Genomic DNA, 26,476 nt, shown 5'->3' with positions numbered 1-26,476 from the left:
GACTACTGTGGGCCGGGGGAGGTGCGGTGATCATGACTGAGCTGAGCGCGTCCGCGCGGGCCGGGCTGGAGTCGGTGGTGCCCGGCGGCGTGGCGACCCGGGCCGCGGACCGGCTGCGGATGGCCCACGACGCCTCGCACTACCTGCTGCATCCCGGCGCGGTGGTCACGCCGTCCGACGCCGGTCAGGTCGCCGCGCTGCTGGCGTACGGGCGCCGCACCGGCACCGCGCTGACGTTCCGCTCCGGCGGCACCAGCCTCAGCGGCCAGGCCGTCACCGACCGGCTGCTGGTCGACGTGCGGCGGCACTTCCGCGACCTGAGCGTGCTCGACGACGGGCGGCGGGTACGGGTGCAGCCGGGCGTGGTGCTGCGGCAGGTCAACGCCCGGCTCGCGCCGTATGGCCGCAAGCTCGGCCCCGACCCGGCCAGCGAGTCCGCGTGCACGGTCGGTGGTGTGGTCGCCAACAACTCCAGCGGCATGACCTGCGGAACCGAGTTCAACACGTACCGGACACTGGAGTCGCTGGTCCTCGCGCTGCCCAGCGGCACCGTGCTGGACACCGGCGCCCCGGACGCCGACGCCCGGCTGCGCGCCGCCGAACCGGACCTGCACGCCGGGCTGCTGCGGCTGCGTGACCGGGTGCGCGGCAACCCCGAGTCGGTGCGCCGCATCCGCGCCCAGTACGCCATGAAGAACACCATGGGCTACGGCGTGAACGCGTTCCTCGACCACGACGACCCGGCCGACCTGCTCACCCGGCTCGTGGTGGGCAGCGAGGGCACGCTCGCGTTCGTCGCCTCGGCGACGTTCCGCACCGTACCCGTGCACCGGCACGCCGCGACCGGCCTGCTGGTCTTCGAGTCCCTGGGCGCGGCGATGGCCGCCATGCCGGCGCTGGTGGCCGCCGGGCCGGCGGCGGTCGAGTTGCTCGACGCCGCCGCCCTGCGGGTGGCCCAGCGTGACCCGAAGGCGGACGCCGCGCTGCGCGGCCTGGCCGTGCGCGGGCACGCCGCGCTGCTCGCCGAGTGGCAGGAGTCCGACCCGGAGGCGCTCGCCGACCGGGTCGCCGGCGCCGGGCCGGTGCTGGCCGGCCTGCCGCTGAGCGCACCGGCCCGGCTCAGCGGCGAACCGGCCGCCCGCGCCGCGCTGTGGCACATCCGCAAGGGCCTGTACGCGGCGGTCGCGGGCGCCCGCCCGTCCGGCACCACCGCGCTGCTGGAGGACATCGCCGTGCCGGTCGAGGCGCTGGCCGGCACGTGCGCGGCGCTCGCCGACCTGTTCGACCGGCACCGGTACGCCGACAGCGTCATCTTCGGCCACGCCAAGGACGGCAACCTGCACTTCATGCTCAACGAGCGGTTCGACGGCGGTGAGGCCCCGGCGCGCTACGCCGACTTCACCGAGGAGATGGTCGACCTGGTGCTCGGCCACGGCGGCACGCTCAAGGCCGAGCACGGCACCGGCCGGGTGATGGCCCCGTACGTGCGCCGCCAGTTCGGCGACGAGCTGTACGAGGTGATGCGCGAGCTGAAGACGCTGTGCGACCCCGACGGCGTGCTCAACCCGGGTGTGCTGCTCAGCGACGACCCGGAGATCCACATGCGGCACCTCAAGACCGTGCCGACGGTGGAGGAGGAGGTGGACCGCTGCGTCGAGTGCGGCTACTGCGAGCCGGTCTGCCCGAGCCGCGACCTCACCACCACGCCGCGGCAGCGCATCGTGCTGCGCCGGGAGATCGCCGCCGCGCAGGCCGCCGGTGACCACGCGCTGGTCCGGGAGCTGACCGACGACTACGACTACGACGCGGTGCAGACCTGTGCCGTCGACGGCATGTGCGCCACCGCCTGCCCGGTGCTGATCAACACAGGTGACCTGGTCAAACGACTGCGCGCGGAGGAACACGGCCGGACCGTGTCCACCGCCTGGCGCGGCGCGGCCCGCCGCTGGGGCGCCGCCACCCGGGGCATGGCGCGTGGGCTCGACCTGGCCGGGGCGCTGCCGCCCGCGCTGCCCGAGGCCGCCACCCGGGCCGCCCGCGCGGTGCTCGGCGCCGACTGGGTACCGCGGTGGCAGCGGGATCTGCCGCGCGGCGGCACCCCGCGCCGCCCGTACCCGGCCGACGACCCGGACGCGGTGTTCGTGCCGTCCTGCCTCGGCACGCTGTTCGCCCCGGCGCAGGGCGGGACCGGCGTTGCCGCCGCGCTGCTCACGCTCGCCGAGCGGGCCGGCGTACGCCTGCTCGTGCCGGACGGCGTCGGTGACCTGTGCTGCGGCACGCCCTGGTCCTCCAAGGGCCTCGTCGACGGCTACCGGGCGGTGCGCGACCGGGTCCCGCCGGTGCTGCGCGCCGCGAGCCGCGACGGCGCGCTGCCCGTGGTCAGCGACGCCGCGTCCTGCACCGAGGGCTTCGAACGGCTGGTCGACGGCGCCGGGGACGTGCGGGTCGTCGACGCGGTCGCGTACACCGCCGGCACGCTGCTGCCCCGGCTGACCGTGCGCCGCCGGATCGGCTCGCTCGCGCTGCACCCGACCTGCTCGTCGGTCCGGCTCGGCCTGGACGACGCGCTGCTCACAGTGGCCCGCGCGGTCGCCGACGAGGTGGTGGTCCCGGAGGGCTGGCAGTGCTGCGGCTTCGCCGGTGACCGGGGGCTGCTGCATCCGGAGCTGACCGCGTCGGCCACCCGGGCCGAGGCCGCCGCCGTCGCGGCGCGCCCCTTCGACGGGTACGCCTCGGTGAACCGGACCTGCGAGATCGGGCTGGCGCGGGCCACCGGGCAGCCGTACCGCCACCTGCTGGAGCTGCTGGCCGAGGTGACCGCGTGATGCGCAGCTGGCGATTCGCGGCGCTCATGCTGGTCGTCGGCGTGGCGGTGGCCGCCGGCCAGGACACGCCGGTGTCGGCGACGGTGGGGTTCCTGGCGTTCGCCGCGCTGGCGGCGGTCTTCTCGCCACTGGCGTTCCCCCGGTCGCTGACCGCGGCGCAGGCGCGTCGGCGCAGCGCGGACGACGGCCGGCCGGTCATCTACTGGCGGCCCGGCTGCACGTACTGCCTGCGGCTGCGCCTGCGGTTGGGCGGGCGGGCCCGGCGGGCGTACTGGGTGGACATCTGGCGCGACCCGGAGGCCGCCGCCGCCGTGCGGGCGGTGACCGGCGGCGACGAAACGGTTCCCACTGTGGTGCTGCCGGACGGGGCGGTGGTCAATCCCGACCCGGCGTGGTTGCGGGCCCGGCTCGGGGCCTGACCGGCGAACCCCGGCTCGGGGCCTGACCGGGCGAACCCCGGCACGGGACGGCCCGGCGGGCATACCGTGCCAGAGGGGCGTCGCGGACGGCGCCCGCGGAGGGGGAACGATGCCGGCCGGGATGCTGTCGGGGCGGGTCGCTGTGGTCACCGGCGCGGCGCGGGGGATCGGCCGGGCCGCGGCGGTGGCGCTGGCCGAGGCCGGCGCGGACGTGGCCGGGATGGACGTCGCCGGGCCGGTCAGCCCGATCCTGGATTTCCCGCCCGCCACGCCGGAGGACCTGGCCGAGACCGGGTGCCGGGTGACGGCGGCGGGCGCCCGGTGGTCGGCGCACGTGGCCGACCAGCGTGACATCGGCGCGGTACGCGCGGTCGCCGAGGCGGTGCAACGGGAGCACGGCGGCGTGGACGTGCTGTTCGCCAACGCCGGCATCCAGGCGTTCGCGCCGCTGCTGGAGATGACCGACCAGCACTGGCACGACCAGATCGACGTGAACCTCACCGGCGCCGCCAACGTGCTGCGGGTCTTCGCACCGCTGCTGGTACGCCGCAGCGGCGGCCGGATCGTCGTGACGTCGTCCACCCAGGGGCAGCACGGCACCACGAACGGGTCCGCGTACTCGGCGTCCAAGTGGGGACTGATCGGGCTGGTCAAGTCCGCCGCGCTGGAACTCGGTCCGCACGGCGTGACGGTGAACGCGGTGATCCCGGGCCTGGTCGACACCGCGCTGACCCGGCACCGGGACCGCTACGTGCAGGCGCTCGTCGAGGCGGGGAAGCCGGCCTCCGGTGACCTCGCCGAGGTGGAGGACGCCGCGATTGCGGCGCTGCGGTCGAAGACGCCGCTGGGCGTGCCGTGGGTGGAACCGGAGGACGTGGCGCCGCTGGTCGTGTTCCTCGCCTCCGACGCCGCCCGGATGGTCAGCGGCACGTCGTTCGCCGCGACCGCGGGCGACAGCGCGCACGTGACCGCCTGACCCCGCCGGGCTGCCGCCGCAGGCGGTCGTGGCTAGGCTCGGGCGATGCATCGATCGCGGTTGTACGCCCTGATCATCGACGCGCCGCGGGACGAGGCGGGGGAGGCGGCCGCGTTCTGGTCCGCCGCGCTCGGCTCGGAGCTGCGCACCGAACCGGCCGAACCGGAGTTCACCGGCCTGGCCGACGTGGTGCCCGGGCTGGTCACCGCCGTGCAGTCGATCGGCGACGCGCCCCGCTACCACCTCGACATCGAGACCGACGACGTGGCCGCCGAGGTCGAGCGGCTGTGCGGACTCGGCGCCACACCGGTCTCCCGCTGGCTCGACTGCCACGTGCTGCGCGCGCCGGGCGGGCACCTGCTCTGCGTCATCCCGGTGGCGAGCGACAGCGCGCTGTTCGAGTCCACCGCCACCCGCTGGCCGTGACCCGGTCGCGAACCGGCGCCCCGGCCACTGGGGCCGGGGCGCCGGAACTGCGGGTCAGGAACCGTACGGCAGGGTGACAGTCGAGCCGTTGCCGACGCCGAGGATCGTGGGCGCGCCGCCGATGGCGTTCCACACCTCGACGCGTACCGTGCCGCCGGCCAGGTTGCCCGGCGTGCCGGTGGACGAGAGCAGACCCTGCGTCTGCCGGTAGCGCTCCGCACCCGGGACCGGATCGGTGGCGAAGTACCGGTACGCCTCCACCCGCTCGACGCTGCCGTTGCCGGTCAGGTCGTAGGAGACGCGGATCTGGACGCCGTTGCCGACCGCGGTGCCCGCGTCGACGGCCAGGTCGAAGGCGGTCGCCCCGCCGGTGTACGTGCCGGTCAGCCCGGTGGCGGTGAACACCTGCGGGTTGGTCGGCGTGCCGTCGTGGTTGCCGTTCGCCGCCGCCACGTTCACCGTGCTGGCGGTGCCGGCGGTGCCGTCCAGCCCGCCGCCCGAGCGCAGGTACCGGACCGGCTTCAGCGGGCTGCCCGTACCCGTCGGGCTGGGGCTCGCGGAGGTCGGCGTCGGGCTCGCGGTGGTCGGGGTGGGGCTGGGCCCCGACGTCGACGGGCTGCCGGTCGGCACGGTTCCGCCGCCGGTGGCGTTGCCGCCGCTCCACGTGTACGCCCCGGACGTGGCCGTCTTCCCGGCCGGCACGACGAGGGTGGTGCCGTTGGAGAACGTGACCGTCAGCGACCGGGCGGTGATGTTCGACGCCACGTAGGTGCGGGCGCCGTTCTTGACGAACACCTTCGCCAGCGGGTGGTTCGCGGTGACGGAGGTGTCCACCGTGCCGAGCGCGGCCAGGTTGCGGATCCAGTGGAACGTGTGCGCCTTGCTCTCACCCTCCTCGCTGGTGAACCCGCTGTTGGCGCGGAAGTTGCGCAGCGCCTGCTCACCGTCGCCGAGGGCCAGGAACTCCCAGATGATGTCCTGCCACACCGTGGGCGGGCCGCCCTTGTTGGTGACCAGCTCGGCGTAGTTGGCCTTGACGTACTCCGGGAAGTCGCCCAGGTAGAGGTGACCGCCGGTGATCGGCAGCATGTTGATGCCCTGGATCATCTCCGGCGCCGCGGAGAACCAGGTCGAGTAAGACCCGCCGTCGCCCCACACCATGCCGACGGTCTTGTGCCCGAACGCGGCCGGGAAGTTCTGGTCGTACACGTCGAACCAGTACTCGGAGATGGCCGCGGACTGGGTGGTCCACAGGTAGACCCCGGCATCGCGGACGGCGGTGTCGCCGGTGGCCTGGCCCCACTGGATCAGCGCGTTGGCGAAGTTCATCCCCTCCGAGGAGGACTCCTGGTTGTTGCCGGCGAAGAAGGGCGCCAGGCCGGAGGCCCAGTCGTGGCCGGCGTAGATGTCGAAGTCCCGCAGGTAGGGGAAGCGGCTGTCGGCGCGGTCGTAGTTGTTGGCGTCGCGGATGAGCAGGTCGACCATGCCGCCGTAGCGGCTGTCGTCGGCCCAGCCCGGGTCGAACTTGGCGACAGTGGCGGCGGCGGCGATGAAGTAGCCGTAGTGGAAGTGGTGGTCGTTGAGGTCCTCGTCGGAGCCGTACGACGCGGGGTAGCCGATCAGCGTGCCCCAGTTGCGGTCGTAGTAGAACAGCTGGCCGCTCTCGCCGGAGCCGGCGGTGAGCCAGTTGGTCAGCCGGTTCCGCATCGCGGTCAGCGCCGCGTCGCGGACCGACGTCTGCCCGAGCTGGTCGGCGATCTCGGCGATGCGGGCGGCCCGGCCGAGTCCCTTGCCGGCCCAGTACGTGTCCGGGCCGCTGACGCCCTCCGGGTTGCCCTGCTCGGCGTTCAGGTAGCCGGTGACGGTGGACAGGTCCGCGCCGCTGGAGTCGCCGACGGCGGGCACCTCGGGCAGCACGCCGGTGAAGCGCATCGTGGTGGTGAACGACGGCACGCCGGTGAGCACCCGCATGGCGCCGCGCGCCGAGACGTACGTCTGCCCGATCGGGGTGGCGCCGGTGAGGCTGCGCCACTGGTGCGGGTAGAGCGCCACCACGGTCTTCGTCTCGCTGCCCTCGCGGGGCGTGGTGGTGAACGCGTACGTGGTGCGCACCGTGCCGGCGGACTGGTCGTACGAGTAGCTCATCCGGGTGCCGGTGACGTGGGCGTGGGCGTACCGGGCGTAGGTGTCGGCCAGGGCGGCCCGGTCGCCGCCGCCGGGCAGCACCGCGACCGAGAAGTACCCCTTGCCGGCCAGCGTCGAGCTGATGCCGGTGCCGCTGACGGTCCAGGTCGCGCCGGTCGGGGCGTACGCGACGTAGTCGTGGCCGCGGACGGTGAAGCCGATGGTGGCGCCGGAGTTGCGCCAGACGGTGGGCGTCCCGGCGGTGGTGAGCTGCGCGGTGCCGCCGCTGACCGTGTAGTAGCTGAACGGCAGGCCGTGGCCGATGGTGGCGCGCATGGTGCGGCTGCCGTCGCTCCAGTCGGCGGTGACCGTCCAGTCGGTCCACCCGGCGGCCTTGACCACCGGCGCGGACAGTCCGGGCATCCCGACGCGGACGTCCTCGGTGTACGGGTAGTGGAACTCGCCGACGCCGGTCGCGGTGCCGCTGATCGCCGGCGTGGTGGTGTACGACAGCCCGAGCCCGTTGTTCTCGGCCTTGGCCGCCAGCGGGTGGGCGTGCAGGACCTCGCTGCCCGTGCAGTTGTTGCGCTTCCAGATCAGCGACGACCACCAGTCGTTGGTGGGGACGGCGCCGGCGGGCGCGTCGGCGGTGGTGAAGACGCGCGGGTTGGTGCTGATCGCGCCGCAGCCCTTGGGCAGCAGGGCGCCGGCCGGCCGCGTCTCGGTGTAGCTGCCCGCGCCGACGGCGCCGGCGGTGGCCGTGCCACCACCGGCGACCACGACGCCCAGCAGGCCGGCGGCGAGCACTGACGCGGCGACGAGGGCGGTCGCCCGCAGACCGCGCCGGCGGGCCGGGGACGGGGCGGGCGCGGTCGGGGGTACGGGGTCGGGGGAGAAGTCCCGCAGGTGGGTCATGGAGATCCCCTTCACGAGGAGAAGGCGGGGGTACGGAGTGGTGGTCCGGCAGTCGTGAGAGCGCTCTCTTGGAAAGGGACATTAAGGTTCGGGTTACGGATCCGTCAATGTCTTGTTGCCAAAGAGAGCGCTCTCCCGCGCTTGGGGCGTACCCTCCGGCCCTCCCGTGAAGCGCGCTGACCAGCCGCGACGGGACGCGAAAGCGCCGCCCCGGGCCGAGGCGGCCGGGGCGGCGCGAGGAGCCGTGTGCCTACGCTGAGTCAGGCGGCGGTGGCCGCGAGGCTCCGTGCGCCGGTCCGCGCCGCGCCAGTGCCCGGCTCACCCGCGGCACCGGCCTGAGCGGCACCCGGCTGCCCGTCGCCCGGCTGCCCGGCGGCGACCGGCCGCGGCGCGGCGGCCTGCCGCGGCGTCCGGGCGGCGCTCAGCCCCGCCTGCGCGTTGTTCCAGGCGGCGCACGGCCACGCCGCCCCGGCGCAGCTCGGGCTGGCGCAGACGCGCTCGGCGTCCGGCTGGTGCGCGTCGGCCACCGCGGCGGCCAGGTCCCACAGCAGCGGATCGGTCACCTCCGCGGGGCGGTCGGCGACGCGGTCTGTGCTGGCTTCGGACATGATTCGGTCCCCCTGTCGTGAACGGCCCCCACCTGTTTCCGGAAACCGCCCCGGCCAAACCTGCGCCCGCCGGAACGCGGACATAGGCTGACCGGCGTGGCGAGGTACTACGACCTGCATCCGGACAACCCCCAGCCCCGCGTGATCCGGCAGGTGGTGGACCTGCTGCGCGCCGACGGGGTGATCGCCTACCCGACCGACTCCTGTTATGCGCTCGGCTGCCGGATCGGCAACCGCGACGGCGTGGAGCGGATCCGGGAGATCCGGCGGCTCGACGACCGGCACCCGTTCACGCTGATGTGCGCCGACTTCGCCCAGCTCGGCCAGTTCGTCAAGCTCAGCAACGCGGTCTTCCGGCAGGTGAAGTCCGTCATCCCGGGCAGCTACACGTTCCTGTTGCCGGCAACCGCCGAGGTGCCCCGCCGGTTGCAGGACCCGCGGCGGCGGGTGGTCGGGGCACGCGTACCCCGGCACACGGTGACCCAGGCGCTGCTCGCCGAACTCGGCGAGCCGCTGCTGACCAGCACGCTGCTGCTGCCCGGCGAGGACGAGCCGATGACCCAGGGCTGGGAGATCAAGGAACGGCTCGACCACCTGGTCGACGCCGTGGTCGACGCCGGGGACTGCGGGCTGGAGCCCACCACAGTGGTCGACCTGTCCGGCCCCGAGCCGGAGATCCTGCGCCGCGGGGCCGGAGACCCGTCCCGCTTCGAGTAACGATCACCCGTTCCGCCCCGCCCGGCCGCCGCCGTAGGGCACGGTAGGACCGGCGGACGGTGACGGGGGTACGGCGTGGAAGCACTCGTGCTGATCACGGTGCTGGGCGCCACAGTGCTCGTCGGCACCACGATCGGCGGTCGCTACAGCGTCGCGCCGCCGGTCCTGCTGATCGCCATGGGTGCGTTGATCGGCCTGCTGCCGCCGTTCGACAACCTGATCCTCGAACCCGAGGTCGTGCTGGTGCTGTTCCTCCCGGCGATCCTCTACCGGGAGAGCCTGGTCATCAGCCTGCGCGAGATCCGGGCCAACCTGGTGGTGATCATCGGGCTCGCCGTCGTGCTGGTGATCGTCACGATGGCCGCCGTCGCGTTCACCGCGCAGGCCCTCGGCGTGCAGCCGGCCGCCGCGTGGGTGCTCGGCGCGGTCCTGGCCCCGACCGACGCGGCCGCCGTGGCCGGCCTGGCCAAGAGGATGCCGCGCGGCATCCTCACCACGCTGCGCGCGGAGAGCCTGGTCAACGACGGTACGGCGCTCGTGCTGTTCGCCGTGGCGGCCGGCGTGGTCGCGGGCGGGACGGTGCCCGGTGCGCTGACGCTCACCGGCGAGTTCATCGGCAAGTCGCTCGGCGGGGTGGCCGCCGGCCTGCTCGTCGGCGCGGTCGTGGTGCTGATCCGCAAGCACGTGGACGACCCGATGCGCGAGGGCGGGCTGAGCATCCTCACCCCGTTCGTCGCGTTCCTGCTCGCCGACGCGGTGCACGCCAGCGGAGTGCTCGCGGTGGTCGTGTCCGGGCTGCTGCTGTCCTACGCCGCGCCCCGGGTGATCCGGGCCCGTTCCCGGGTCACCGCGTTCGCGTTCTGGGACCTCTCCACGTTCATGGTCAACGGTGGTCTCTTCGTGCTGCTCGGCACGCAGGTGCCGCGTTCGCTGCGCAGCATCACCAGCCACTCGCCGGCCGCGTCGCTCGGCATCGCGGCGCTCGTGGCGCTGGTCGTGGTGGTGATCCGGCTGGTCTGGGTGCACCTGTCGGTGTCGGTGCTGCAACGGGTGGACCGGCGCGAGTCGAGCCGGGCGCGGCACTTCGACGCGCGGATGCGTACCGCGGTGGGCTGGGCCGGGTTCCGCGGCGCCGTCTCGCTCGCCGCCGCGCTCGCCGTGCCGGTCACCATGCACGACGGGAGTTCGGTGCGCGAACGCGACCTGATCATCTTCGTGACCGTCGTGGTGATCGTGCTGATCATGCTGGTGCAGGGCACCACGCTGCCCGCTGTGGTCACCTGGGCGGGCCTGGTGGGCGACCGGGAACGCGACGACGAGGTGCGCTGGGCCCGGATCCGGGCCACCGAGGCCGCCTTGGAGGCGCTGCCCCGGGCCGCCGGCGACGTGGGCGCCACGCAGGACACGGTGGACCGGCTGCGCGCCGACTACGAGGAGCACCTGGCCGCGGCCCGCGACCCGGACGCCGAGGAGGCGGACGGGGAACGGGAGATGGCCCGCCGGCTGCGGCTGCGGGTGCTCGACCACAAGCGGCAGGAGATCACCCGGCTGCGCAACACCAGGCAGATCGACGACGTGGTGCTGCGGCAGCTCCAGGCGGCCATCGACATCGAGGAGATCCGGCTGCTCGGGCCGGAGATGGAGGAGTGAGCCGGGCCGGCCGCCACCGGCAGGGGCGGCGGCCGGCGTGGCTCAGCGCGGGTCGACAGCGACCACCGTGTACGGGGTGGTCGGCGTCGGCGGGGTGGTGAACCGGCCGTTCGGCAGGTAGAGCCGCCCGAGCGCGGCGGCGACGGTGGTCGGCACGTCGAAGCCCGGGTCGGTGATGACGCCGCGCGCGACGCCGGCCGTGCCGGAGCGGTTCAGGTCGACCACGGCGACCTGGTTGAGGAAATTCTGCACCACGTACAGCGTGCGGCCGAGCAGCAGCAGGCCGTCGCCGTTGAGGAACGTGGCGCCCGGCACGTCGACGGCTGTGGTGACGCCGGTGGCCGGGTCCACCCGGAACAGCGTGCCGGTGTTCGACTGCACGACGATCAGCCCTCGCCCGTCCGGGGTGGGCACGATGCCGTTGAGGTTGACGCCGGTGCCGGTCTGCTGGAAGTCGCCGGTCAGCGGCAGCGTGGTGAAGGCGTCGGCGGAGGGCAGCTTGCCGCCGGGTCCCAGCGGCAGGCGGTAGAGCACCGGCCGGTTCGAGTCGGTGAACCAGGCGGCGTCGCGGGTGAGTGTCACGTCGTTGACGAACGTCGGCGCCTCGGCGAACCGGTAACGGGCGAGCACGGCGCCGGTGCGCGTGTCGATCACCCGGGCGTCACCGGCGGTGCCGCCGGCGACGAAGAGCCGGCCCCGCGGGTCGATCTTCAGGCCGAGCGAGGGGGTGCCGGTGGCGGGGCTGACCTGCTTGCCCGCTCCGGTGATCAGGTCGGCGCGGTAGATCTCGCCGGTGGCTCGCGACCCGAACCAGGCGTACCGGCCGGCGGCGGCGACGCCCTCCGGCTGGAAGCCGTCGGGCAGCGCGATGACGCTCGGGCGGCGGTCGTGGGCGGTGGCGGGGGCCGGGGCGGCGGTGGTGACGAGGGTGGCGGTCAGGGCGACGCCGAGGGCGGTCCTGATGCGTCGGTTCACTGTGGTCCTTCCGGCGAAACGGTGGGGCAGAACCCACCCCACTGTACGGTCGGCGGCCGGTGCCCGCCGGGGAGGCGTCCCCGCACCGTTGTACCGTGCCGGGTCGCGCCGCCGGGGCGGGGGGGCCCCGACGGTCAGCCGGCCGCGCAGGCCGGCGTGCCGGAGGGCGCGGTACCGGTGCCCTGGAATCCGAACTCGGTGGTGCCACCGGCGCCGACCTGACGGTTGTAGTCCACGTTGCGGAACGTCACCGCACCGGTGGTGCCGCTGGCCTGGGCGCTCCAGGTGTTCGTGATCGCCGAGCCCGAGGGCACGGTGAGCGACACGGCCCACCCGTTGAGCCCACTGGAGCCCGCGGTGATCCGGACGTTGGTGACGAAGCCGCCCGGCCACTGGTTGGTGGTGAACGTCGCCGTGCAGGCGCCGGTCGGCGGGGGAGTCGTCGGCGGCGCGCTGGTCGGCGGCGTGCTGGTGGGCGGCGTCGAGGTGGGCGGGGTGCTGGTCGGCGGCGCGGTGGTGGGCGGCGGGGTGCCGCCCTCGTTGAGCGCGTTCAGCACGGCGGTGTACGCCTGCTTCTTGTTGCCGCTGCCGTCGAACAGCAGCGGGGTGCCGCTGGCCCGCCAGGAGTCGGTGTCGCGGATGCCCCAGACGGTGATGCCGTTGCAGCGCGGCACGGCCAGGCAGTCCCGGGTCACGTTGCCGTACGAAGTGGCCTGGCTGCTGCCCGAGCCCTCGATGTCCAGCTCGGTGATCTGCACGTCGACGCCGAGCGCGGCGAAGTTCTGCAGCGTGGTGCGGTAGTTGCTCGGGTACGGCGACCCGCTGTTGAAGTGCGACTGGAAGCCGACGCAGTCGATCGGCACGCCCCGGGCCTTGAAGTCCCGGACCATGTTGTAGACGCCCTGGGTCTTGGCCCACGACCAGTTGTCGGTGTTGTAGTCGTTGTAGCAGAGCTTGGCGCCCGGGTCGGCGGCGCGGGCGGCCCGGAACGCGGCCTCGATCCAGTCGTTGCCGGTCTGCTGGAGGTTCGAGTTGCGGCGGGCGCCGCTGTTGCCGTCGTCGAACGCCTCGTTCACCACGTCCCAGGAGTGGATCTTGCCCCGGTAATGGGTGGCGACCTGGGTGACGTGGTTGATCATCGCCTCGCGCAGCGCGCTGCCGGACAGGCTTCCCGTCCATCCGGGCTGTTGCTGGTGCCAGAGCAGCGCGTGGCCGCGCACCCGCATGCCGTTGGCCTGAGCGTGCGCGACGAGCCGGTCGCCGGCGCTGAAGTTGAACTGGTTCCGGGACGGCTCGGTGGCGTCCCACTTCATCTCGTTCTCGGCGGTGACCATGTTGAACTCGCGGTTCAGGATGCCGACGTACGTGCTGTCGGACAACTTGTTCACCGCCACCGCCGTGCCGAAGTACCGGCCCTGCTCCGCCGCCGACGCGCCGAGCGTCGTGCCGGCGCTGGCACTGGTCGCCACCGCTATCGTGGCGGCGACCATCGCGGCCCCCGCCACCATCGCGACCACAGCGGTCCGCGGGCGTGACCGGGCTGCCGCGCTCCCGCTGCCGCGGGCGAGCACCTTGTCCATCTGAACGCCTCTCTAGCCTGTCAATGGGATCGGCTCGCCTCGGCCACCGCCCGCCACGACGTCGGCTCCGCGCGGCCGCCCGGTGGCCGCGCCAGGTGGGGAGTGACTCCCCGGCACATCGTGAGTGGATCGAAGCGAATCTCTGCCCGGAGCCTACCGGAAGCGTTCCGAAAACTTAATCACCTCGATATGTCGACATCGGGGCACGCGGTGCCGGGTGGGCGGGCGGGATCCGCGTGTGGGCACGGCCTGCGGGCATGCCCGTGCCGCCCGCCGTGGCTCCGGAAGTTTCGGGGACCGCCGGTTCTGCCGGTTGAGTCGATCGCGCCCGCGGGCCGATGCTTGGCGAATCGACCGTAGACGATGGAAGAGGTGCCGGAGCATGCGCCGACCCGCGCTCGTCGTACTCGTCCTCGCCGCCCTGCTCGCCGGCGCCCCGGCGGTCGCCCGGGCCGCCGCCGCACCGCCGCCCGACCCCGCCGCGCTCGCCGGGATCCGCACGCCCGGCACCGCCTGGGGGCACGACCCGGCCACCGGCCGGCTCACGGTCACCGCCGACGACACGGTACGCGGGCGCGAGCTGGCCGCGTTGCGGCGCACCGCCGACCGGGCCGGCGCGGTGCTGCGCCACGACCCCGGGCGGCTGCGCACGCTCATCGCCGGTGGCCAGGCGATCTACGGCGGCGGTGGGCGCTGCTCCCTGGGCGCGAACGTGCGCAGCGGCACCACCTGGTACTTCGTGACCGCCGGGCACTGCACGCGCCTCGCCGCCACCTGGTACGCCGACAGCGCCCGCACCACGGTGCTCGGCAGCCGGACCGGCAGCAGCTTCCCCGGCAACGACTACGGCGTGGTCCGGTACACCGGGACCGTCGCCCACCCGAGCGCGGTCCACACCTACCCCGGGCAGCTCACCGTCACCGCCGCGGGCAGCGCGTACGTCGGGCAGGCGGTCTGCCGCAGCGGCGCCACCACGGGCGTGCGGTGCGGCACCGTCACCGGGCTGAACGCGACTGTCAACTACGCCGAGGGCAGCGTCACCGGGCTCATCCGCACGAACATCTGCGCCGAGCCGGGCGACAGCGGCGGCCCGCTCTACGTGGCCGCGACCGGCACCGTCATCGGCGTCCTCTCCGGCGGCAGCGGCAACTGCACGAGCGGCGGCACCAGCTACTACCAGCCGATCCTGGAGATCCTCGCCGCGTACGGCCTGACCATCCCCTGACCGGCGGTGCGGCCGGGGCGCCCGACGCGCCCCGGCCGGTGGTCAGCCCGCGCAGTTGTTGTTGCGCACCGGCCGGGTCAGCCGCTCCTGGTCCCCGAACGCCGCGTACACCCGCAGGTAGCACGGCAGGTCCACGTCACCGTAGTAGCTGACGACCTGGTCGTCGTAGTGCGTGGTGCCGCTGTCGGTCACCTGCCACGTGCCGCCGTCACCGGACTGGATCTCCCAGTAGACGTCGCCCGAGCAGCCGTCCAGGCCGCGCGACCAGGCGATCAGGTTCGCCCCGTTGTAGACCTCCGACTGCACCAGGGTGCAGGCCGCGGCCTGGGCCGGTGTCGCGACCGCGAGCAGGCCCGCTGCAGTCATCGCCCCGGCGCCGAGCGCCGCCATCAGCTTGCGCATGCTTCAGCTCCTCCACGGTGGATGGTGGATCTTTCCGCCGAGGGTAGCGGGAGGTGAAAACAAGCTTCAATACCTGCGCGGTGAACCGTGGGAAATCTTCAGCTCGCGGCGTCGCCGGGCACGGCCATCTCGCCCAGGCGCGACCAGTCCTGCTGTGGCACCGTCACGTTGACGATCCTGGGCGTCTCGGCCAGGTGCGGCGGCAGCGTGCGCTGGGCGGCCCGGAAGTGCTCCGACTGCACGTGCGCCGCGCCCGCCTCGTCGTCGCGGAACGCCTCGACCAGCACGTACTCGGTCGGGTCGTCCAGGCTGCGGGACCAGTCGAACCACAGGCAGCCGGGCTCGGCCCGGGTCGCGGCGGTGAAGTCGGCGGCGATCTGCGGCCAGCGGTCGGCGTCGGACGGGCGGACCCGGAACTTCGCGGTAATGAAGATCATGGGATCAGGCTACCCAGGCCGGACAGGCCGCCGTGCGGCATCAGCTCTTGGCCCCCGGCCCGAGCAGTTCGGCCGCCCGCCGGTCGGCGAACGCGGTGACCGCCTGCTGCCCGGCGCCGAACACGATCGCCAGGCCCAGCAGCGCGGCGGTACTGCTCACGCTGGTCTCCACCAGGCCGCCGATGACCAGCATGATGCCGACCACCGCCACCAGCGGGCCGATCGCGAGCTTCAGCAGTCCCTGCTGGAACGGCAGCTTGTAGGGCAGCCCGCCGGACCGTGAGGTGATCATCGAGGGCAGCGCGCTGAGGAACGCGCCGAGCGCCCCGGCGATCAGCACGAAGAACAGCAGCCGCCAGGCCGGCACGCCACCGGCGTCGGTCGGGGCCTCCAGCAGCCGTACGTCGTGGCTGCGCCACTGCACCAGCACCACCAGGATCTCCGCCACCAGCGCGAACACCGACAGCCCCAGCATCCGGTTGCGCAGCCGGCGGGCCGACTCGTGGAACTCGTCGGACGCGGAGTGGTAGCGCAGCAGCAATGCCTGCACCCGGGCGCGCAGCAGCGCGTCGGACGGGGTGCCGGCCGACGGGTCGAGATCGGTGAGCACCTTGTCGTCGGCCGGCAGCACCTGCGCCGCCGCGCTCCGGTACGCCGGCAGCAGCCCGGTCAGCTCGTCCGGGCTGCGCAGCGCCACCATCCCCCGTTCCACCGAGTGGATCGTCTGCCACGCGTACTCCAGGTTGCCGCCGCGCAACCACTCGACCACGCCGCTGCGTCCGAGCACCCCCTCCACCCCGGACAGCTGCGCGCGCAGCGCCCCGGCCCGCTCCGGGTCGCGCGCGGACAGCACCGCGAGCTGCTGGTACAGGTCGTCGAGTTTGGTCCGGACGCGGACCTGCCACACCGCGCCGGGAACCGGCGCGGCGGGCCGGCCCAGCCGGTCCTCCGGCGCGTTCCGCGGCCCGGGTATGGCCTCCGGCTGGGTCTCCTGTCCGATCATCGTGCCCCACCTCTTTCCCCCCACCCGGCGCGGGGCGCGCGCGAGCCTGCCACCAGTATTCGCAGGTCAGAGGCATAATGGCTAGCGCACAACGGACAGTCGGCCGGGTCGCGGCGGCGGTGGCGCCGACCTGACGGACGACACCGCGGCGCTCGGGCGGTCGGTAGCCTGAGCCGGTGACCGTCTACGCCCTCGCACAGCTCACCATCCACGACCGTGCGCGCTACGACAGGTATGCCGCGGCCTTCCCGCCGGTGCTGGCCCGCTACGGCGGGAAGCTGCTCGCCGCCGACACCGCTCCCCGCGTGGTCGAGGGCGACTGGCCGCACCAGAAGGCGGTACTGCTGTCGTTCGACAACCGCGAGGACTTCGAGCGCTGGTCCACCTCGCCGGAGTACCGGGAGATCTCCCGGGACCGGGAGGCCGCCACCGAGGGCGTGGTCCTGCTGCTCGACGGGATCGGTCACGCCTGGCCGGCCTGAGACGTCAGAGCCGGTGGCGCACCCACACGTTGGGCTCGACGTACGCGGCGTGGTCGTGGTCGACGTCGACGAGCACCGGCGTCAGCGCGCCCGGCACGCGTACCGGGCCGGAGGTGTCGAACGGCAGCCCGGTCCAGCGCCGCCAGTCGGCGAGCGTGCCGGTCACCGTCATCGACCGGGGCGCGATCCGCTCGACGACCCCGCCCGCACGCACGTGCACCCGCAGCCACGGGTCGGCCGGCAGCCCGTCCGGGCCGCGCCGGGCCACGTACTCGGTCATCGGCACGTCCGGGACGGCGGCCTTGCCGTTCGGGCGCACCGGTGCCACCAGCGTGTCGAAGCCCGCGCCGGCCACCGCCGCGCGCATGGCCGCGAGCATCAGCCCGGACAGCCCGCCGCCGCGCCGGTCCGGGCGCACGCAGATCTCCAGCGCCGACACCAGGTTCGGAGTGGACCCGGTGAGCCGGCCCAGCGTGGCCCGCTGGATCACCCGGTCCCAGCCGCCGTCGGGCAGCTCGTCCTCGGTCCAGCGCAGCGGCACCGCGTACCCCCGGGCCACCGCCCGGCCCGGCTCGGCCGGGTCGACGGCGGCGAAGACGAACTCGGGGTACGTCTCGTGCGCGACGCCGTAGTAGATCGCGCCCATCGGATCCCAGAGCATGAACGGCGGCCAGGCGCCGTCGAAGTCGGCGTCCAGCAGCGGCGCCAGGTCGGGCCGCTGCGCCAGGGTCACGATCTCCACTGTCACGCCGGGCAGGCTAGAGCCGCACGGCCCGGACCGCACGCCGTTTTGTCGGCGCCGCTGGCTAGGCTGCCGGCATGGCAGATCCGTTCCGGGTGCGCGTAGCCGTGCGCGGCTACGAACTCGACATGCAGGGGCACCTCAACCAGGCGGTCTACCTCCAGTACGCCGAGCACGCCCGCTGGGAGTGCCTGCGCGCGTCCGGCATCGGCCAGGACCGGCTGCTCGCCGGCGGCGTCGGGCCGGTCGCGCTGGAGGTGACGGTGCGCTACCTGCGGGAGCTGCGCGGCGGCGACGAGGTCGACGTGACCTGCGAGTTCCACTGGGGCGAGGGCAAGACGTTCCGGATCGGCCAGGAGTTCACCCGTGCCGACGGCACCCCGGTCGCCTCGGTGACCGGCGTCGGCGGGCTGCTCGACCTCACCGGGCGGCGGCTCGTGGCCGACCCGCGCGAGCGGTTCCGGGCGCTGGCCACCGACCCCGTGCCGATGAACCTGTGACGCCCGGTCAGCCCGCCGCGCGCAGGTAGGCGAGCACGGCGAGCACCCGCCGGTTGGTGTCCTCGTCCGGCGGCAGGCCGAGTTTGGCCAGGATGTTGCCCACGTGCTTGCCGACCGCCGCCTCGGTGACGTAAAGCCGGGCCGCGATGGCCGCGTTGGAGTGGCCCTCAGCGATCAGGCCCAGCACCTCCCGCTCACGGGGGGACAGCGCGCCGAGCGGGTCGCGTGGACGCCGCAGCAGGTGCCGCACCACGTCCGGGTCGACGGCGGTGCCGCCGGCCGCCACCCGGCGCAGCGTCGCGGCGAACTCCGCGACGTCGGCCACCCGGTCCTTGAGCAGGTAGCCGACCCGGTTGCCGTCGCCGCTGTCGAGCAGCGCGGCGGCGTAACCGCTCTGCACGTGCTGGCTGAGCACCACCACGGCGAGGTCCGGGCGTTCGGCACGCAGCGTGACGGCCGCGCGCAGGCCGTCGTCGCGGTGCTGCGGCGGCATCCGGATGTCGGTCACCAGGAGGTCGGGCCGGTGCGTGCGCACCGCGTCGAGCAGCTCCGGGGCGGAGCCGACCGCGGCGTCCACCGCGAAGCCGAACCGGGTCAGCAGGCCCACCAGGCCCTCCCGGAGCAGCACCTGGTCCTCGGCCAGGACGACCCGGGTCACGGACGGCACGGCAGCTCCACCCGCACGAGGGTAGGCCCACCGGGCGGGCTGGACAGCAGCAGCCGCCCGTCCGCCGCGGCCACCCGGTCCGCGAGCCCGGTCAGGCCGGTGCCGCGCGCCGGGTCGGCGCCGCCCCGGCCGTCGTCGCGTACCTCCACCACCAGCAGGCGGTCGGTACGGGTCAGCCGCACCTGCGCCCGGGTGGCCCCGGCGTGCCGGGCGACGTTGCCGAGCGTCTCCGAGACCACGTACCAGGCGGTGGTCTCCACCAGGTCGGGCACCGGGCGGGTCAGGTCGGCGTGCACGGTGACCGGGACGACCGACCGGGCGGCCAGGTCGCCGACGGCGGCGGCCAGACCGAGTTCGGTGAGCTGTGGTGGGCGGATGCCCTGGACGATGCCGCGCAACGTCACCATCAGCTCCTTGGCCTGCTCGTGCGCCGCCGCGAGCGGCTTCGCCACCGGGGAGTCGTCCGGCACGTCCAGGCGGGCCAGCCCGAGCTGGAGGGTGAGACTGGTCAGGCGCGGCTGCACGCCGTCGTGCACGTCCCGCTCGATGCGGCGCCGCTCCGCCTCGTAGGCGCTCACCAGGCGGGCACGGGACCGGGTCACCTCGCGCAGGGCCGTCCCGGCGGGCGCGTCGTCGAGCAGCAGGCGGGTCACCGCCGCCTGCACCGCGACGAGCAGCCCGGCCAGGTAGACCAGCGCCGGGAACGCCAGCAGGCCGGCGAACGCGTACGGCACCGCCTCGGCCGGGGAGTCGACAGTGGCCCAGACCAGCACGATCCGGTCCTCGCCGCCGGCCAGCCACGGACCGGCGACGAGCGCCGCGTCCAGCAGCACGAGCAGCCCGAACATCCCGTACGCCAGCGGCACCGCCGCGCCCAGCACGGCCAGGTACGCGCCCTCCCGCCACCCGGTGGCGGTGGTGAAACGGGCGGCGAGCCCGCGCCACCTCGGCGCGGTCACCGGGCGGTCGTCGACCAGGCCGAGGCGCCAACGCTCGAACGCGGCCACCGGCGCGCCGGCCAGCGGGGCGAGCGCCACCACCGCCAGCGCCACCACGGCCAGCGCCGCCAGCGCCCCGGCGTCGACCGGGCGGCCCCGCCGCAGCGCGGCGGCCACCAGCAGCAGCGGCGCGGCGACGACCGCCGCGCCGAGCGCCGCCGCGCCGGCCAGGGGCAGGGTCGTGACGGCGTACGCCAGGGTCCGCCACGGCCACGCGGAGAGCAGGTAGCGGCGGCGGCGCAACGCGACGGCCAGCCCGTGATCAACTGTCATGGCCCGACGCTAGCCAGACCGCGCCGCCCGGCCCAGCCGGTTGGACCCCGCTCTCCGGGTAGGTCTGGCCCTACCCCGAACCGGCCCGCCACGCCCCGTGCGCCGGGACGCCTTCGGGCGGTGCACTCGGCGGATGAGAAACCGCCTCGCGGGCACCTGCTGGCTGCTCGCCGCCGTGTCGTTCCTGGTCGCCAACGTGGTCGTCGGCCTGGCCTGGGACCAGCCCGGGTTCAGCTGGGCCGAGCACAACATCAGCGACCTCGGCAACGTCACCTGCGGCGTGTGGGACACCAGCAGGCCCCGCCCGGTCTGCTCGCCGTGGCACCCGGCCATGAACGCCGTATTCGTCGGCGCCGGGCTGCTGCTCGCGCTCGGCGCGCTGCTCGCACACCGCGCGCTGCGCCCGGGCCGCGCCGCGGCCGTCGCCGTCGCGTCGATCGTGGCCGCCGGGTCCGGGTACGTGCTGGCCGGCCTCCACCCGGCGGACGTGGACGAGAACCTGCACGTGCTCGGCGCGCTGCTGGTCTTCGCGCCCGGCAACGCCGCGCTGCTCGCCGCCGCGCTCGCCCGCCGGTCGCCGCTGCTGCGCGAGCTGCGGACCGTCAGCGCGCTCCTGGGCCTGCTCGGGCTCGCCGGCACCGTGCTGTTCCTGTCCCGGGTGGGCGCCGGCATCGGCGTGGGCGGCATGGAACGCGTCGCCGTGTTCCCGCTGTTCGCCTGGGTGACGGCGGCCGGGCTCCGGCTGCTGTGGTCGTGTCGGTCCCGGCCCCTATCCTGACCGGATGGAGCTGGCGTTCAGCGGCGAGGTGTGGTTCTGGCGCGGCCCGGCGCCGTACCACTTCGTCACGGTGCCCGACGAGCAGAGCGCGGCGATCGAGGCCGCCTCGGCGTCGGTCACCTACGGCTGGGGCATGATCCCGGTGACGGTCCGCATCGGTGACACCGACTGGCGGACGTCGCTGTGGCCCAAGGACGGCCGGTACGTGGTGCCGCTGCGGGTCGCGGCGCGCCGGGCGGAGGGCATCGAGCTGGGCGACCGGGTCGACGTGCGGCTGACGGTGGACGTGTGACCGGGCCGGAGCTGGCCGAGGCGGGCCGGCTGCTCGCCGCCGCGCGGCGGCCGGTGGTCTTCACCGGGGCGGGCATGTCGGCCGAGAGCGGCGTGCCGACGTTCCGCGACGCGCAGACCGGGCTCTGGCAGCGGTACGACCCGCAGGAGCTGGCGACCCCGGCGGCGTTCCGGGCCGACCCGGCGCTGGTCTGGGGCTGGTACGAGGCACGCCGGCGTGGGGTGCGGCGGGCGCTGCCGAATCCGGGGCACCGGGCGGTGGCGGCGATCCAGGCCCGCCTCCCGGAGACGGTGGTGATCACGCAGAATGTCGACGACCTGCACGAGCGCGGCGGCGTGCCCGCACCGGTACGCCTGCACGGCAGCCTGTTCGCGCCCCGCTGCTCGGCCTGCGCCCGGCCCGCGCCGCTGCCGTCCGACCTGCCGCCGCCCGCCGGCACGCCGGAACCGCACGACGGGCCGCTGACCCCGCCCGCGTGCGCCGGATGCGGTGCGCCCGTGCGGCCCGGGGTGGTGTGGTTCGGCGAGGCGCTGCCGTCGGCCGCGCTGGACGCGGCGGTCGAGGCGGCGGCCGGCTGCGACCTGCTGCTGACGGTTGGCACCTCGGCGCTCGTGCACCCGGCCGCCGAGATCCCGCTCGTGGCGGCCCGTCTCGGCGCGCCCGTGGTGCAGGTGAACCCGGTGCCGACGCCGCTGGACCCGATCTGCGCGGTGAACCTGCGCGGCCCGGCCGGCGAGGTGCTGCCCGGGCTGGTCCGCGCCGCCTGGCCGGACGCCGACGCCGGCTGAGCCGACCGCCGCCGCGCCGCCCGTCGTGCGGCCCGGCGGGCGCCGGTGCGGCGGGCCGGGCGGGGCGTGATCGCGGGAATCAGCCGGTTCAACCGTCCGGGGCCGCCTACCGTCGGCGCAGGAGGTGGACCGGCGGAGGGCGGCGGACGTGGGACGCGAACGGGTGCGGCGGCGGCTGCGTGCGCCCCGGCCGGGGCCGGACCGGCGCCGGGTCACCCCGTTCGAGATCTTCTTCGACCTGGTCTTCGTCTTCGCGCTCACCCGGATCATGGCGCTGATCGAGCCGCACCCGACCCCGGCCGGGATGGCCAAGGGCCTCCTCCTGCTCGTGCTGCTCTGGGTGGCGTGGCTGTCGTACACCTGGTTGGGCAACCACACGCCCGCCGACGTCGGGGTGGTGCGCGGCGGGTTCCTGGTCGCGATGGCTGCGTTGTTCCTGGCCGCGCTCGCCATGCCGCAGGCGTGGACGCCGGGCCCGGGGCTGGACGGGCCGCTGATCGTCGTGCTGGCCTACGTGGTGCTGCGCGTGGTGCACCTGACGCTGTTCCACTGGGCCGCGGCGGGTGACCCGGAACTGCGCGCCCGGATCCGGTTCTTCGCGTTCGTCAGCGCCGTCGGCTGGGTGCCGCTGCTGCTCGGCGCGCTGCTGGACGGTGCCGCGCACGCGGCGCTGTGGGTGCTGGGCTTCGCCGTCGAGGTGGCCGGTCAACGGCTGTCGTACGCCCGCCGGGGCGCCTGGCCGCTGCGCAGCCCGACGCACTTCGCCGAGCGGTACGGCCTGGTGCTGATCATCTCGCTGGGGGAGTCGGTGGTGGCCGCGGGGGTGGGTGCGGCCTCGGCGGTCACCGAGCCGCCGGTCCTCGCCGTGGCGCTCGTCGCCTTCGTGGTGACCGTCTGCCTCTGGTGGCTCTACTTCCACCGCACGTCCCCGGCGGCGGCCCGGGCGCTCGCCGCCGCACCGGCGGCGCAGCGGGACCGGATGGCCGCGGACGCCTACAGCCAGACCCATCTGCTGCTCGTCGCCGGCGTCATCTACCTGGCGCTCGGCGTCGAACAGGTGCTGGAGCACGTCGCCGACCCGGAGGCCGGGCCCCGGCTGAACCCCTCGGCGGCGGTGGCGCTGTTCGGCGGCGCGGCCGTCTACCTGGCCGGACGGCTGCTGTTCCGCCGGCTGACCGGGCAACCGGTCGGACCGGCCCGGCTGGCCGTCGCCGGGGCGGCGCTGCCGCTGGCCGTGCTCGGGACGGTGCTGCCGCCACCGCTGGCGCTGGCGGCGCTGGCCGGGCTGCTGCTGACCGCGATCGCCGTCGATCGGCGCGGTGCGCCGTCCGCCGCCGGGCGGTCGACGGTAACCGATGCGCATCAACCGGTTTGAAAGCCGCACCCACCGGAGAAGTGCAGGTCGCGCCCGGCAGAGTGGCCGGCGCGATCACGGGAGGTGGCGATGTCACGGAAACTGCGGGCGACCGCGTTGGCCGGGGTGCTGACCCTGGCGATCAGCGGCTGCGGCGGCGTCGGCGGGGGAGGGGACTCCGGCGGCGGTGGCGCCGAGGGCAGCGGCGCGCTGAGCACCATGGGCCTCAGCCTGTCCGACGAGATCGCCACCACCCGGGTGGACGCGTTCAAGCGCGACCACGGCGACGTCCGGCTGACGATCACCGAGGGCGCGTTCGACGAGCAGCAGTTCCTGTCGGCGGTTGCCTCGGGCAACCCACCGGACCTGGTCTACATGGACCGCAAGCTCATCGGCACGTACGCCGAGCGCGGCTCGATCCAGCCGCTCACCGACTGCGTCGAGAAGCAGCGGATCGACATGGCGCAGTTCCGGCAGTCCGCGCGGGAGCAGGTGACGCTCGACGGCACGGTGTACGGCATCCCCGAGTTCTCCCAGGTCCGCGTGCTCTACCTGAACGAGGCGCTGCTCAAGCGGGCCGGGCTGGGCGCCGACGACGTGAACCTGGCCGACTGGGCGGGCCTGCCCGCGCTCAACGCCAGGCTCGCCGCCGTCTCCGGAGGCCGGCTCAGCCGCATCGGCATCGACCCGAAGATCCCCGAGTTCCTGCCGATGTGGGCCAAGGCCAACGGCGCCGACATGATCTCCGCCGACGGCACCCGGGCCAACCTCACCGACCCGAAGGTGGTCGAGGCGCTCACCACCGGCGTCGGGCTCATCCGGGCCCAGGGCGGCTGGGGGAAGTTCAAGTCGTTCCGGGACACGTTCGACTTCTTCGGCGCGCAGAACCCGCTCGCGAAGAACCAGATCGCCGCGTGGCCGATGGAGGAGTGGTTCCTCAACCAGGCGGCGAAGAACAGCCCGGACGCCGAGTTGGTGGTCAAGCCGTTCGTGGACCGGCAGGGCAAGCCGCTGAGCCTGTCCTCCGGGCAGGCGTGGGTGATCACCAAGGGGGCGAAGAACCCGGAGGCCGCCTGCGCGTTCGTCAAGCAGATGACCGCCACCGACACCTGGCTGGCCGCCGCCCGGGCCCGCGCCGAGGCGCGCAAGGCCGCGAACCTGCCCTTCACCGGCCTGTGGACCGGCAACACCACAGCCGACAAGAAGATCTTCGACGAGGTGTACAAGCCCACCGGCAACAAGCGCTTCGACGACGCGGTGCAGACCATCCGCCAGGCGCAGGACGCCGCGTTCGCGATGCCCGCCTCGCCCGCCGGCGCCGAGTTCGACAAGGCGTGGACGGACGCGGTCAACCGGGTGCTGTCCGGCCAGGAGCAGCCCGCGCAGGCGCTCGACCGGGCCCAGCGGGAGGCGACCGCCGCGCTGGACAAGGCCGCGGACTAGCCCGCCATGGCCACCACCACCGTCACCCCTGCCGTACCGGGCCGGCGGCGCCGCGCGTCGCTGGCCCGGCGGGAGGCCCGCTGGGCGTACCTGTTCCTGGCGCCGTGGATCGTCGGGTTCCTGGCGTTCACCGCCGGGCCGATGATCGCCAGCCTGTGGCTCAGCTTCACCGAGTACGACGTGATCAACTCACCGCGCTTCACCGGGCTGGACAACTACCGGCAACTGATGTCGGACCCGCAGGTGGCGCGCAGCCTCGGCAACACCGTCTACTACACCGCGCTGCACGTGCCGCTGGTGATGGCGATCTCGCTCGGGCTGGCCCTGCTGCTCAAGCGCGTCGGCCGGCTCTCCGGCTTCTTCCGTACCGTGTTCTACCTGCCGGTGATGACTCCGGCGGTGGCGGTCGGCATCCTGTTCCTGCTGCTGCTCAACACGCAGGACGGCCTGATCAACCGCGGCCTGGCGCTGGTCGGGATCGACGGTCCGAGCTGGACCACGGACCCGGACTGGGTGATGCCCGGCATCGTGCTGATGAGCCTGTGGAGCCTCGGCTCCACCGTGATCATCTATCTGGCCGCGTTGCAGGGCGTACCCCGCGACCTGTACGAGGCGGCCCAGCTCGACGGCGCCGGCGCCTGGGCGCGGTTCCGGCACGTCACGCTGCCGATGATCTCCGGCGCGCTGTTCTTCACGCTGATCGTCAACACCATCGCGTCGCTGCAGATGTTCACCGAGGTCTACACCATGTACTTCGGCAACCGGCAGACCGCCGGTTCGTTCAGCAGCGACGCGGCGTCGTTCTACGTGATCCACCTGTTCCGGGAGGCGTTCCAGTTCCTGCACATGGGTTTCGCCTCGGCGATGGCCTGGCTGCTCTTCCTGATCATTCTGGTGATCACGCTGGTGCAGGTGAAGCTGGGCAACCGGTTCGTCTACTACGAGGGGGAGGACCGGTGACCACCACGAGTCAGCCGCCGGCCGCCGGCGCGGTGGTGGCACCGGTGACCGCGCCCGGACCGGTGCGGCAGGCCGACGACGGCCGCCGGCCCCGCTGGCAGCGCGTGCTGTTCGTGCTCGCCCTGGTGGCCGCCGCCGTGGTCTTCCTGCTGCCGTTCGTCTGGCTGGTCGGCGCGTCGCTGCGACCCCGGGAGTACGTCTTCGCGCCCGGCCTGCTGCCCACGCCGTTCGCGCCGGACAACTACGCCCGGGCGTGGGACGCGATGCCGCTGCTCACCTGGCTGTTCAACAGCGTGGTGGTGGGTGTGGCGGCGGCGGCCGCGGCCACGCTGTCCAGCGCCTGGGTCGCGTTCGGGTTCGCGTACTTCCGGTTCCCCGGCCGCAACCTGCTGTTCGGTCTGGTGCTGGCCACCATGATGCTGCCGTTCGCGGTCACCATGATCCCGACGTACCTGATCTGGAACCGGCTCGGCCTGGTCGACACGCAGGTGCCGCTCTGGGCCGGCAACCTGTTCGGCTCGGCGTTCTACATCTTCCTGCTGCGCCAGTTCTTCCTGTCGCTGCCCCGGGAGTACTTCGAGGCGGCGCGGGTCGACGGGGCCGGCTATCCGCAGCTGTTCTGGCGGATGGCGTTCCCGCTTGTCCGTCCGGCCCTGCTGGTGGCGTTCGTGTTCGAGTTCAAGGCGAGCTGGACGGACCTGGTGAAGCCGCTGATCTACCTGCGCAACGAGCAGCTCTACACGCTGCCCCGGGGGCTGAAGGTGATCCTGGACCGGTTCGGCTACGGCGGCGAGCAGCAGTGGGAGGTCGTCCTCGCCGCCAGCGTGATCGCCACCGTGCCGATGATCATCCTGTTCTTCCTGGCCCAGCGGCACTTCGTGGAGGGGATCGCGACGGGCGGGCGCAAGGGGTGAGCC

General features: G+C 74.0%; 26 protein-coding genes. 16 read left to right on the top strand and 10 right to left on the bottom strand.

Going from position 1 to position 26,476, the window contains the following annotated elements; genetic code table 11:
* The first annotated feature begins 32 nt into the window (after window positions 1–32).
* From M8C11_RS07980 to M8C11_RS07965, 4 genes are all read left to right on the top strand, one after another.
* Entirely contained in the window at window positions 33–2,825 is a 2,793-nt protein-coding gene (locus tag M8C11_RS07980; protein WP_252449073.1) for an FAD-binding and (Fe-S)-binding domain-containing protein, read from the top strand.
* A complete protein-coding gene (locus M8C11_RS07975; RefSeq protein WP_252449072.1) occupies window positions 2,825–3,244 on the top strand; it encodes a glutaredoxin domain-containing protein in 420 nt (139 codons plus the stop codon). Before M8C11_RS07980 ends, M8C11_RS07975 begins: the two co-directional genes overlap by 1 nt.
* A gap of 109 nt (window positions 3,245–3,353) precedes the next feature.
* The gene (locus M8C11_RS07970; protein ID WP_252449071.1) at window positions 3,354–4,220 is read left to right on the top strand and encodes an SDR family NAD(P)-dependent oxidoreductase; all 867 of its coding nucleotides are present in this window, start codon (window positions 3,354–3,356) and stop codon (window positions 4,218–4,220) included.
* Window positions 4,221–4,265: 45 nt separating this feature from the next.
* Window positions 4,266–4,646 (top strand): VOC family protein, encoded by a 381-nt coding sequence (locus tag M8C11_RS07965; RefSeq protein WP_252449070.1) that lies wholly within the window; start codon window positions 4,266–4,268, stop codon window positions 4,644–4,646.
* Between the two features lie 54 nt (window positions 4,647–4,700).
* Here the strand turns inward: M8C11_RS07965 and M8C11_RS07960 are convergent, their stop codons facing one another.
* Entirely contained in the window at window positions 4,701–7,685 is a 2,985-nt protein-coding gene (locus M8C11_RS07960; protein WP_252449069.1) for a glycosyl hydrolase, read from the bottom strand.
* 260 nt (window positions 7,686–7,945) lie between these two features.
* Window positions 7,946–8,293, bottom strand: coding sequence for a hypothetical protein (locus M8C11_RS07955; RefSeq protein WP_252449068.1), 348 nt, complete (start codon window positions 8,291–8,293; stop codon window positions 7,946–7,948).
* Between the two features lie 96 nt (window positions 8,294–8,389).
* Here M8C11_RS07955 and M8C11_RS07950 point away from each other — a divergent pair, with 96 nt between their 5' ends.
* Window positions 8,390–9,010 carry an L-threonylcarbamoyladenylate synthase gene (locus tag M8C11_RS07950; RefSeq protein WP_091418190.1) on the top strand — a complete coding sequence of 207 codons (621 nt, stop codon included), beginning with the start codon at window positions 8,390–8,392 and terminating at the stop codon, window positions 9,008–9,010.
* A 75-nt stretch (window positions 9,011–9,085) separates the two neighbouring features.
* Complete coding sequence (locus M8C11_RS07945) at window positions 9,086–10,660, top strand: Na+/H+ antiporter (protein WP_252449067.1); 1,575 nt, start codon at window positions 9,086–9,088, stop codon at window positions 10,658–10,660.
* A 42-nt stretch (window positions 10,661–10,702) separates the two neighbouring features.
* Here M8C11_RS07945 and M8C11_RS07940 read toward each other — a convergent pair whose 3' ends face one another.
* A complete protein-coding gene (locus M8C11_RS07940) occupies window positions 10,703–11,635 on the bottom strand; it encodes a superoxide dismutase (RefSeq protein ID WP_252449066.1) in 933 nt (310 codons plus the stop codon).
* A gap of 134 nt (window positions 11,636–11,769) precedes the next feature.
* Entirely contained in the window at window positions 11,770–13,215 is a 1,446-nt protein-coding gene (locus M8C11_RS07935) for an endo-1,4-beta-xylanase (RefSeq protein WP_252449065.1), read from the bottom strand.
* A gap of 382 nt (window positions 13,216–13,597) precedes the next feature.
* On the opposite strand from M8C11_RS07935, the gene M8C11_RS07930 reads away from it, so the two are divergent.
* Window positions 13,598–14,440, top strand: a complete 843-nt coding sequence (locus M8C11_RS07930) for a S1 family peptidase (RefSeq protein WP_252449064.1) — start codon at window positions 13,598–13,600, stop codon at window positions 14,438–14,440.
* Between the two features lie 42 nt (window positions 14,441–14,482).
* Here the strand turns inward: M8C11_RS07930 and M8C11_RS07925 are convergent, their stop codons facing one another.
* From M8C11_RS07925 to M8C11_RS07915, 3 genes are all read right to left on the bottom strand, one after another.
* Window positions 14,483–14,842 carry a hypothetical protein gene (locus M8C11_RS07925; protein WP_252449063.1) on the bottom strand — a complete coding sequence of 120 codons (360 nt, stop codon included), beginning with the start codon at window positions 14,840–14,842 and terminating at the stop codon, window positions 14,483–14,485.
* 98 nt (window positions 14,843–14,940) lie between these two features.
* Entirely contained in the window at window positions 14,941–15,279 is a 339-nt protein-coding gene (locus M8C11_RS07920; protein ID WP_252449062.1) for a putative quinol monooxygenase, read from the bottom strand.
* A 40-nt stretch (window positions 15,280–15,319) separates the two neighbouring features.
* Window positions 15,320–16,282: a hypothetical protein gene (locus M8C11_RS07915; protein WP_252449061.1), complete on the bottom strand. Its 963-nt coding sequence runs from the start codon at window positions 16,280–16,282 to the stop codon at window positions 15,320–15,322.
* 176 nt (window positions 16,283–16,458) lie between these two features.
* Here M8C11_RS07915 and M8C11_RS07910 point away from each other — a divergent pair, with 176 nt between their 5' ends.
* Window positions 16,459–16,764 (top strand): DUF1330 domain-containing protein, encoded by a 306-nt coding sequence (locus tag M8C11_RS07910; protein ID WP_121684686.1) that lies wholly within the window; start codon window positions 16,459–16,461, stop codon window positions 16,762–16,764.
* A gap of 4 nt (window positions 16,765–16,768) precedes the next feature.
* Here the strand turns inward: M8C11_RS07910 and M8C11_RS07905 are convergent, their stop codons facing one another.
* Complete coding sequence (locus M8C11_RS07905) at window positions 16,769–17,512, bottom strand: N-acetyltransferase (RefSeq protein ID WP_252449060.1); 744 nt, start codon at window positions 17,510–17,512, stop codon at window positions 16,769–16,771.
* 71 nt (window positions 17,513–17,583) lie between these two features.
* Here M8C11_RS07905 and M8C11_RS07900 point away from each other — a divergent pair, with 71 nt between their 5' ends.
* Window positions 17,584–18,006, top strand: a complete 423-nt coding sequence (locus M8C11_RS07900; RefSeq protein WP_252449059.1) for a thioesterase family protein — start codon at window positions 17,584–17,586, stop codon at window positions 18,004–18,006.
* A gap of 7 nt (window positions 18,007–18,013) precedes the next feature.
* On the opposite strand, the gene M8C11_RS07895 is transcribed toward M8C11_RS07900, so the two are convergent.
* Window positions 18,014–18,673, bottom strand: coding sequence for a response regulator transcription factor (locus tag M8C11_RS07895; RefSeq protein ID WP_252449058.1), 660 nt, complete (start codon window positions 18,671–18,673; stop codon window positions 18,014–18,016).
* Complete coding sequence (locus tag M8C11_RS07890) at window positions 18,661–19,944, bottom strand: sensor histidine kinase (RefSeq protein ID WP_252449057.1); 1,284 nt, start codon at window positions 19,942–19,944, stop codon at window positions 18,661–18,663. Before M8C11_RS07890 ends, M8C11_RS07895 begins: the two co-directional genes overlap by 13 nt.
* 133 nt (window positions 19,945–20,077) lie before the next feature.
* On the opposite strand from M8C11_RS07890, the gene M8C11_RS07885 reads away from it, so the two are divergent.
* The 7 genes from M8C11_RS07885 (at window position 20,078) to M8C11_RS07855 (ending at window position 26,473) form a co-directional block, all read left to right on the top strand.
* Window positions 20,078–20,722: a DUF998 domain-containing protein gene (locus M8C11_RS07885; RefSeq protein WP_252449056.1), complete on the top strand. Its 645-nt coding sequence runs from the start codon at window positions 20,078–20,080 to the stop codon at window positions 20,720–20,722.
* Window positions 20,723–20,726: 4 nt separating this feature from the next.
* Window positions 20,727–21,014, top strand: a complete 288-nt coding sequence (locus tag M8C11_RS07880) for a DUF1905 domain-containing protein (RefSeq protein WP_120569760.1) — start codon at window positions 20,727–20,729, stop codon at window positions 21,012–21,014.
* Window positions 21,011–21,802 (top strand): NAD-dependent protein deacylase, encoded by a 792-nt coding sequence (locus M8C11_RS07875; protein ID WP_308212730.1) that lies wholly within the window; start codon window positions 21,011–21,013, stop codon window positions 21,800–21,802. The genes M8C11_RS07880 and M8C11_RS07875 overlap by 4 nt, the downstream gene beginning before the upstream one ends.
* A gap of 148 nt (window positions 21,803–21,950) precedes the next feature.
* On the top strand, window positions 21,951–23,177 hold the full coding sequence (locus M8C11_RS07870) for a low temperature requirement protein A (RefSeq protein ID WP_252449055.1): 1,227 nt from the start codon (window positions 21,951–21,953) through the stop codon (window positions 23,175–23,177).
* A 69-nt stretch (window positions 23,178–23,246) separates the two neighbouring features.
* Window positions 23,247–24,599, top strand: a complete 1,353-nt coding sequence (locus tag M8C11_RS07865) for an extracellular solute-binding protein (RefSeq protein WP_252449054.1) — start codon at window positions 23,247–23,249, stop codon at window positions 24,597–24,599.
* 6 nt (window positions 24,600–24,605) lie between these two features.
* A complete protein-coding gene (locus M8C11_RS07860) occupies window positions 24,606–25,559 on the top strand; it encodes a carbohydrate ABC transporter permease (protein ID WP_091418236.1) in 954 nt (317 codons plus the stop codon).
* The gene (locus tag M8C11_RS07855; RefSeq protein WP_252449053.1) at window positions 25,556–26,473 is read left to right on the top strand and encodes a carbohydrate ABC transporter permease; all 918 of its coding nucleotides are present in this window, start codon (window positions 25,556–25,558) and stop codon (window positions 26,471–26,473) included. The genes M8C11_RS07860 and M8C11_RS07855 overlap by 4 nt, the downstream gene beginning before the upstream one ends.
* Window positions 26,474–26,476 lie beyond the last annotated feature (3 nt).

This window comes from Micromonospora sp. CPM1 (genome assembly GCF_023896895.1).
Taxonomy (GTDB): domain Bacteria; phylum Actinomycetota; class Actinomycetes; order Mycobacteriales; family Micromonosporaceae; genus Micromonospora; species Micromonospora tulbaghiae.
The sequence above is the reverse complement of the archived record's forward strand: the minus strand, read 5'-3'. Positions and strand labels throughout refer to the sequence as shown.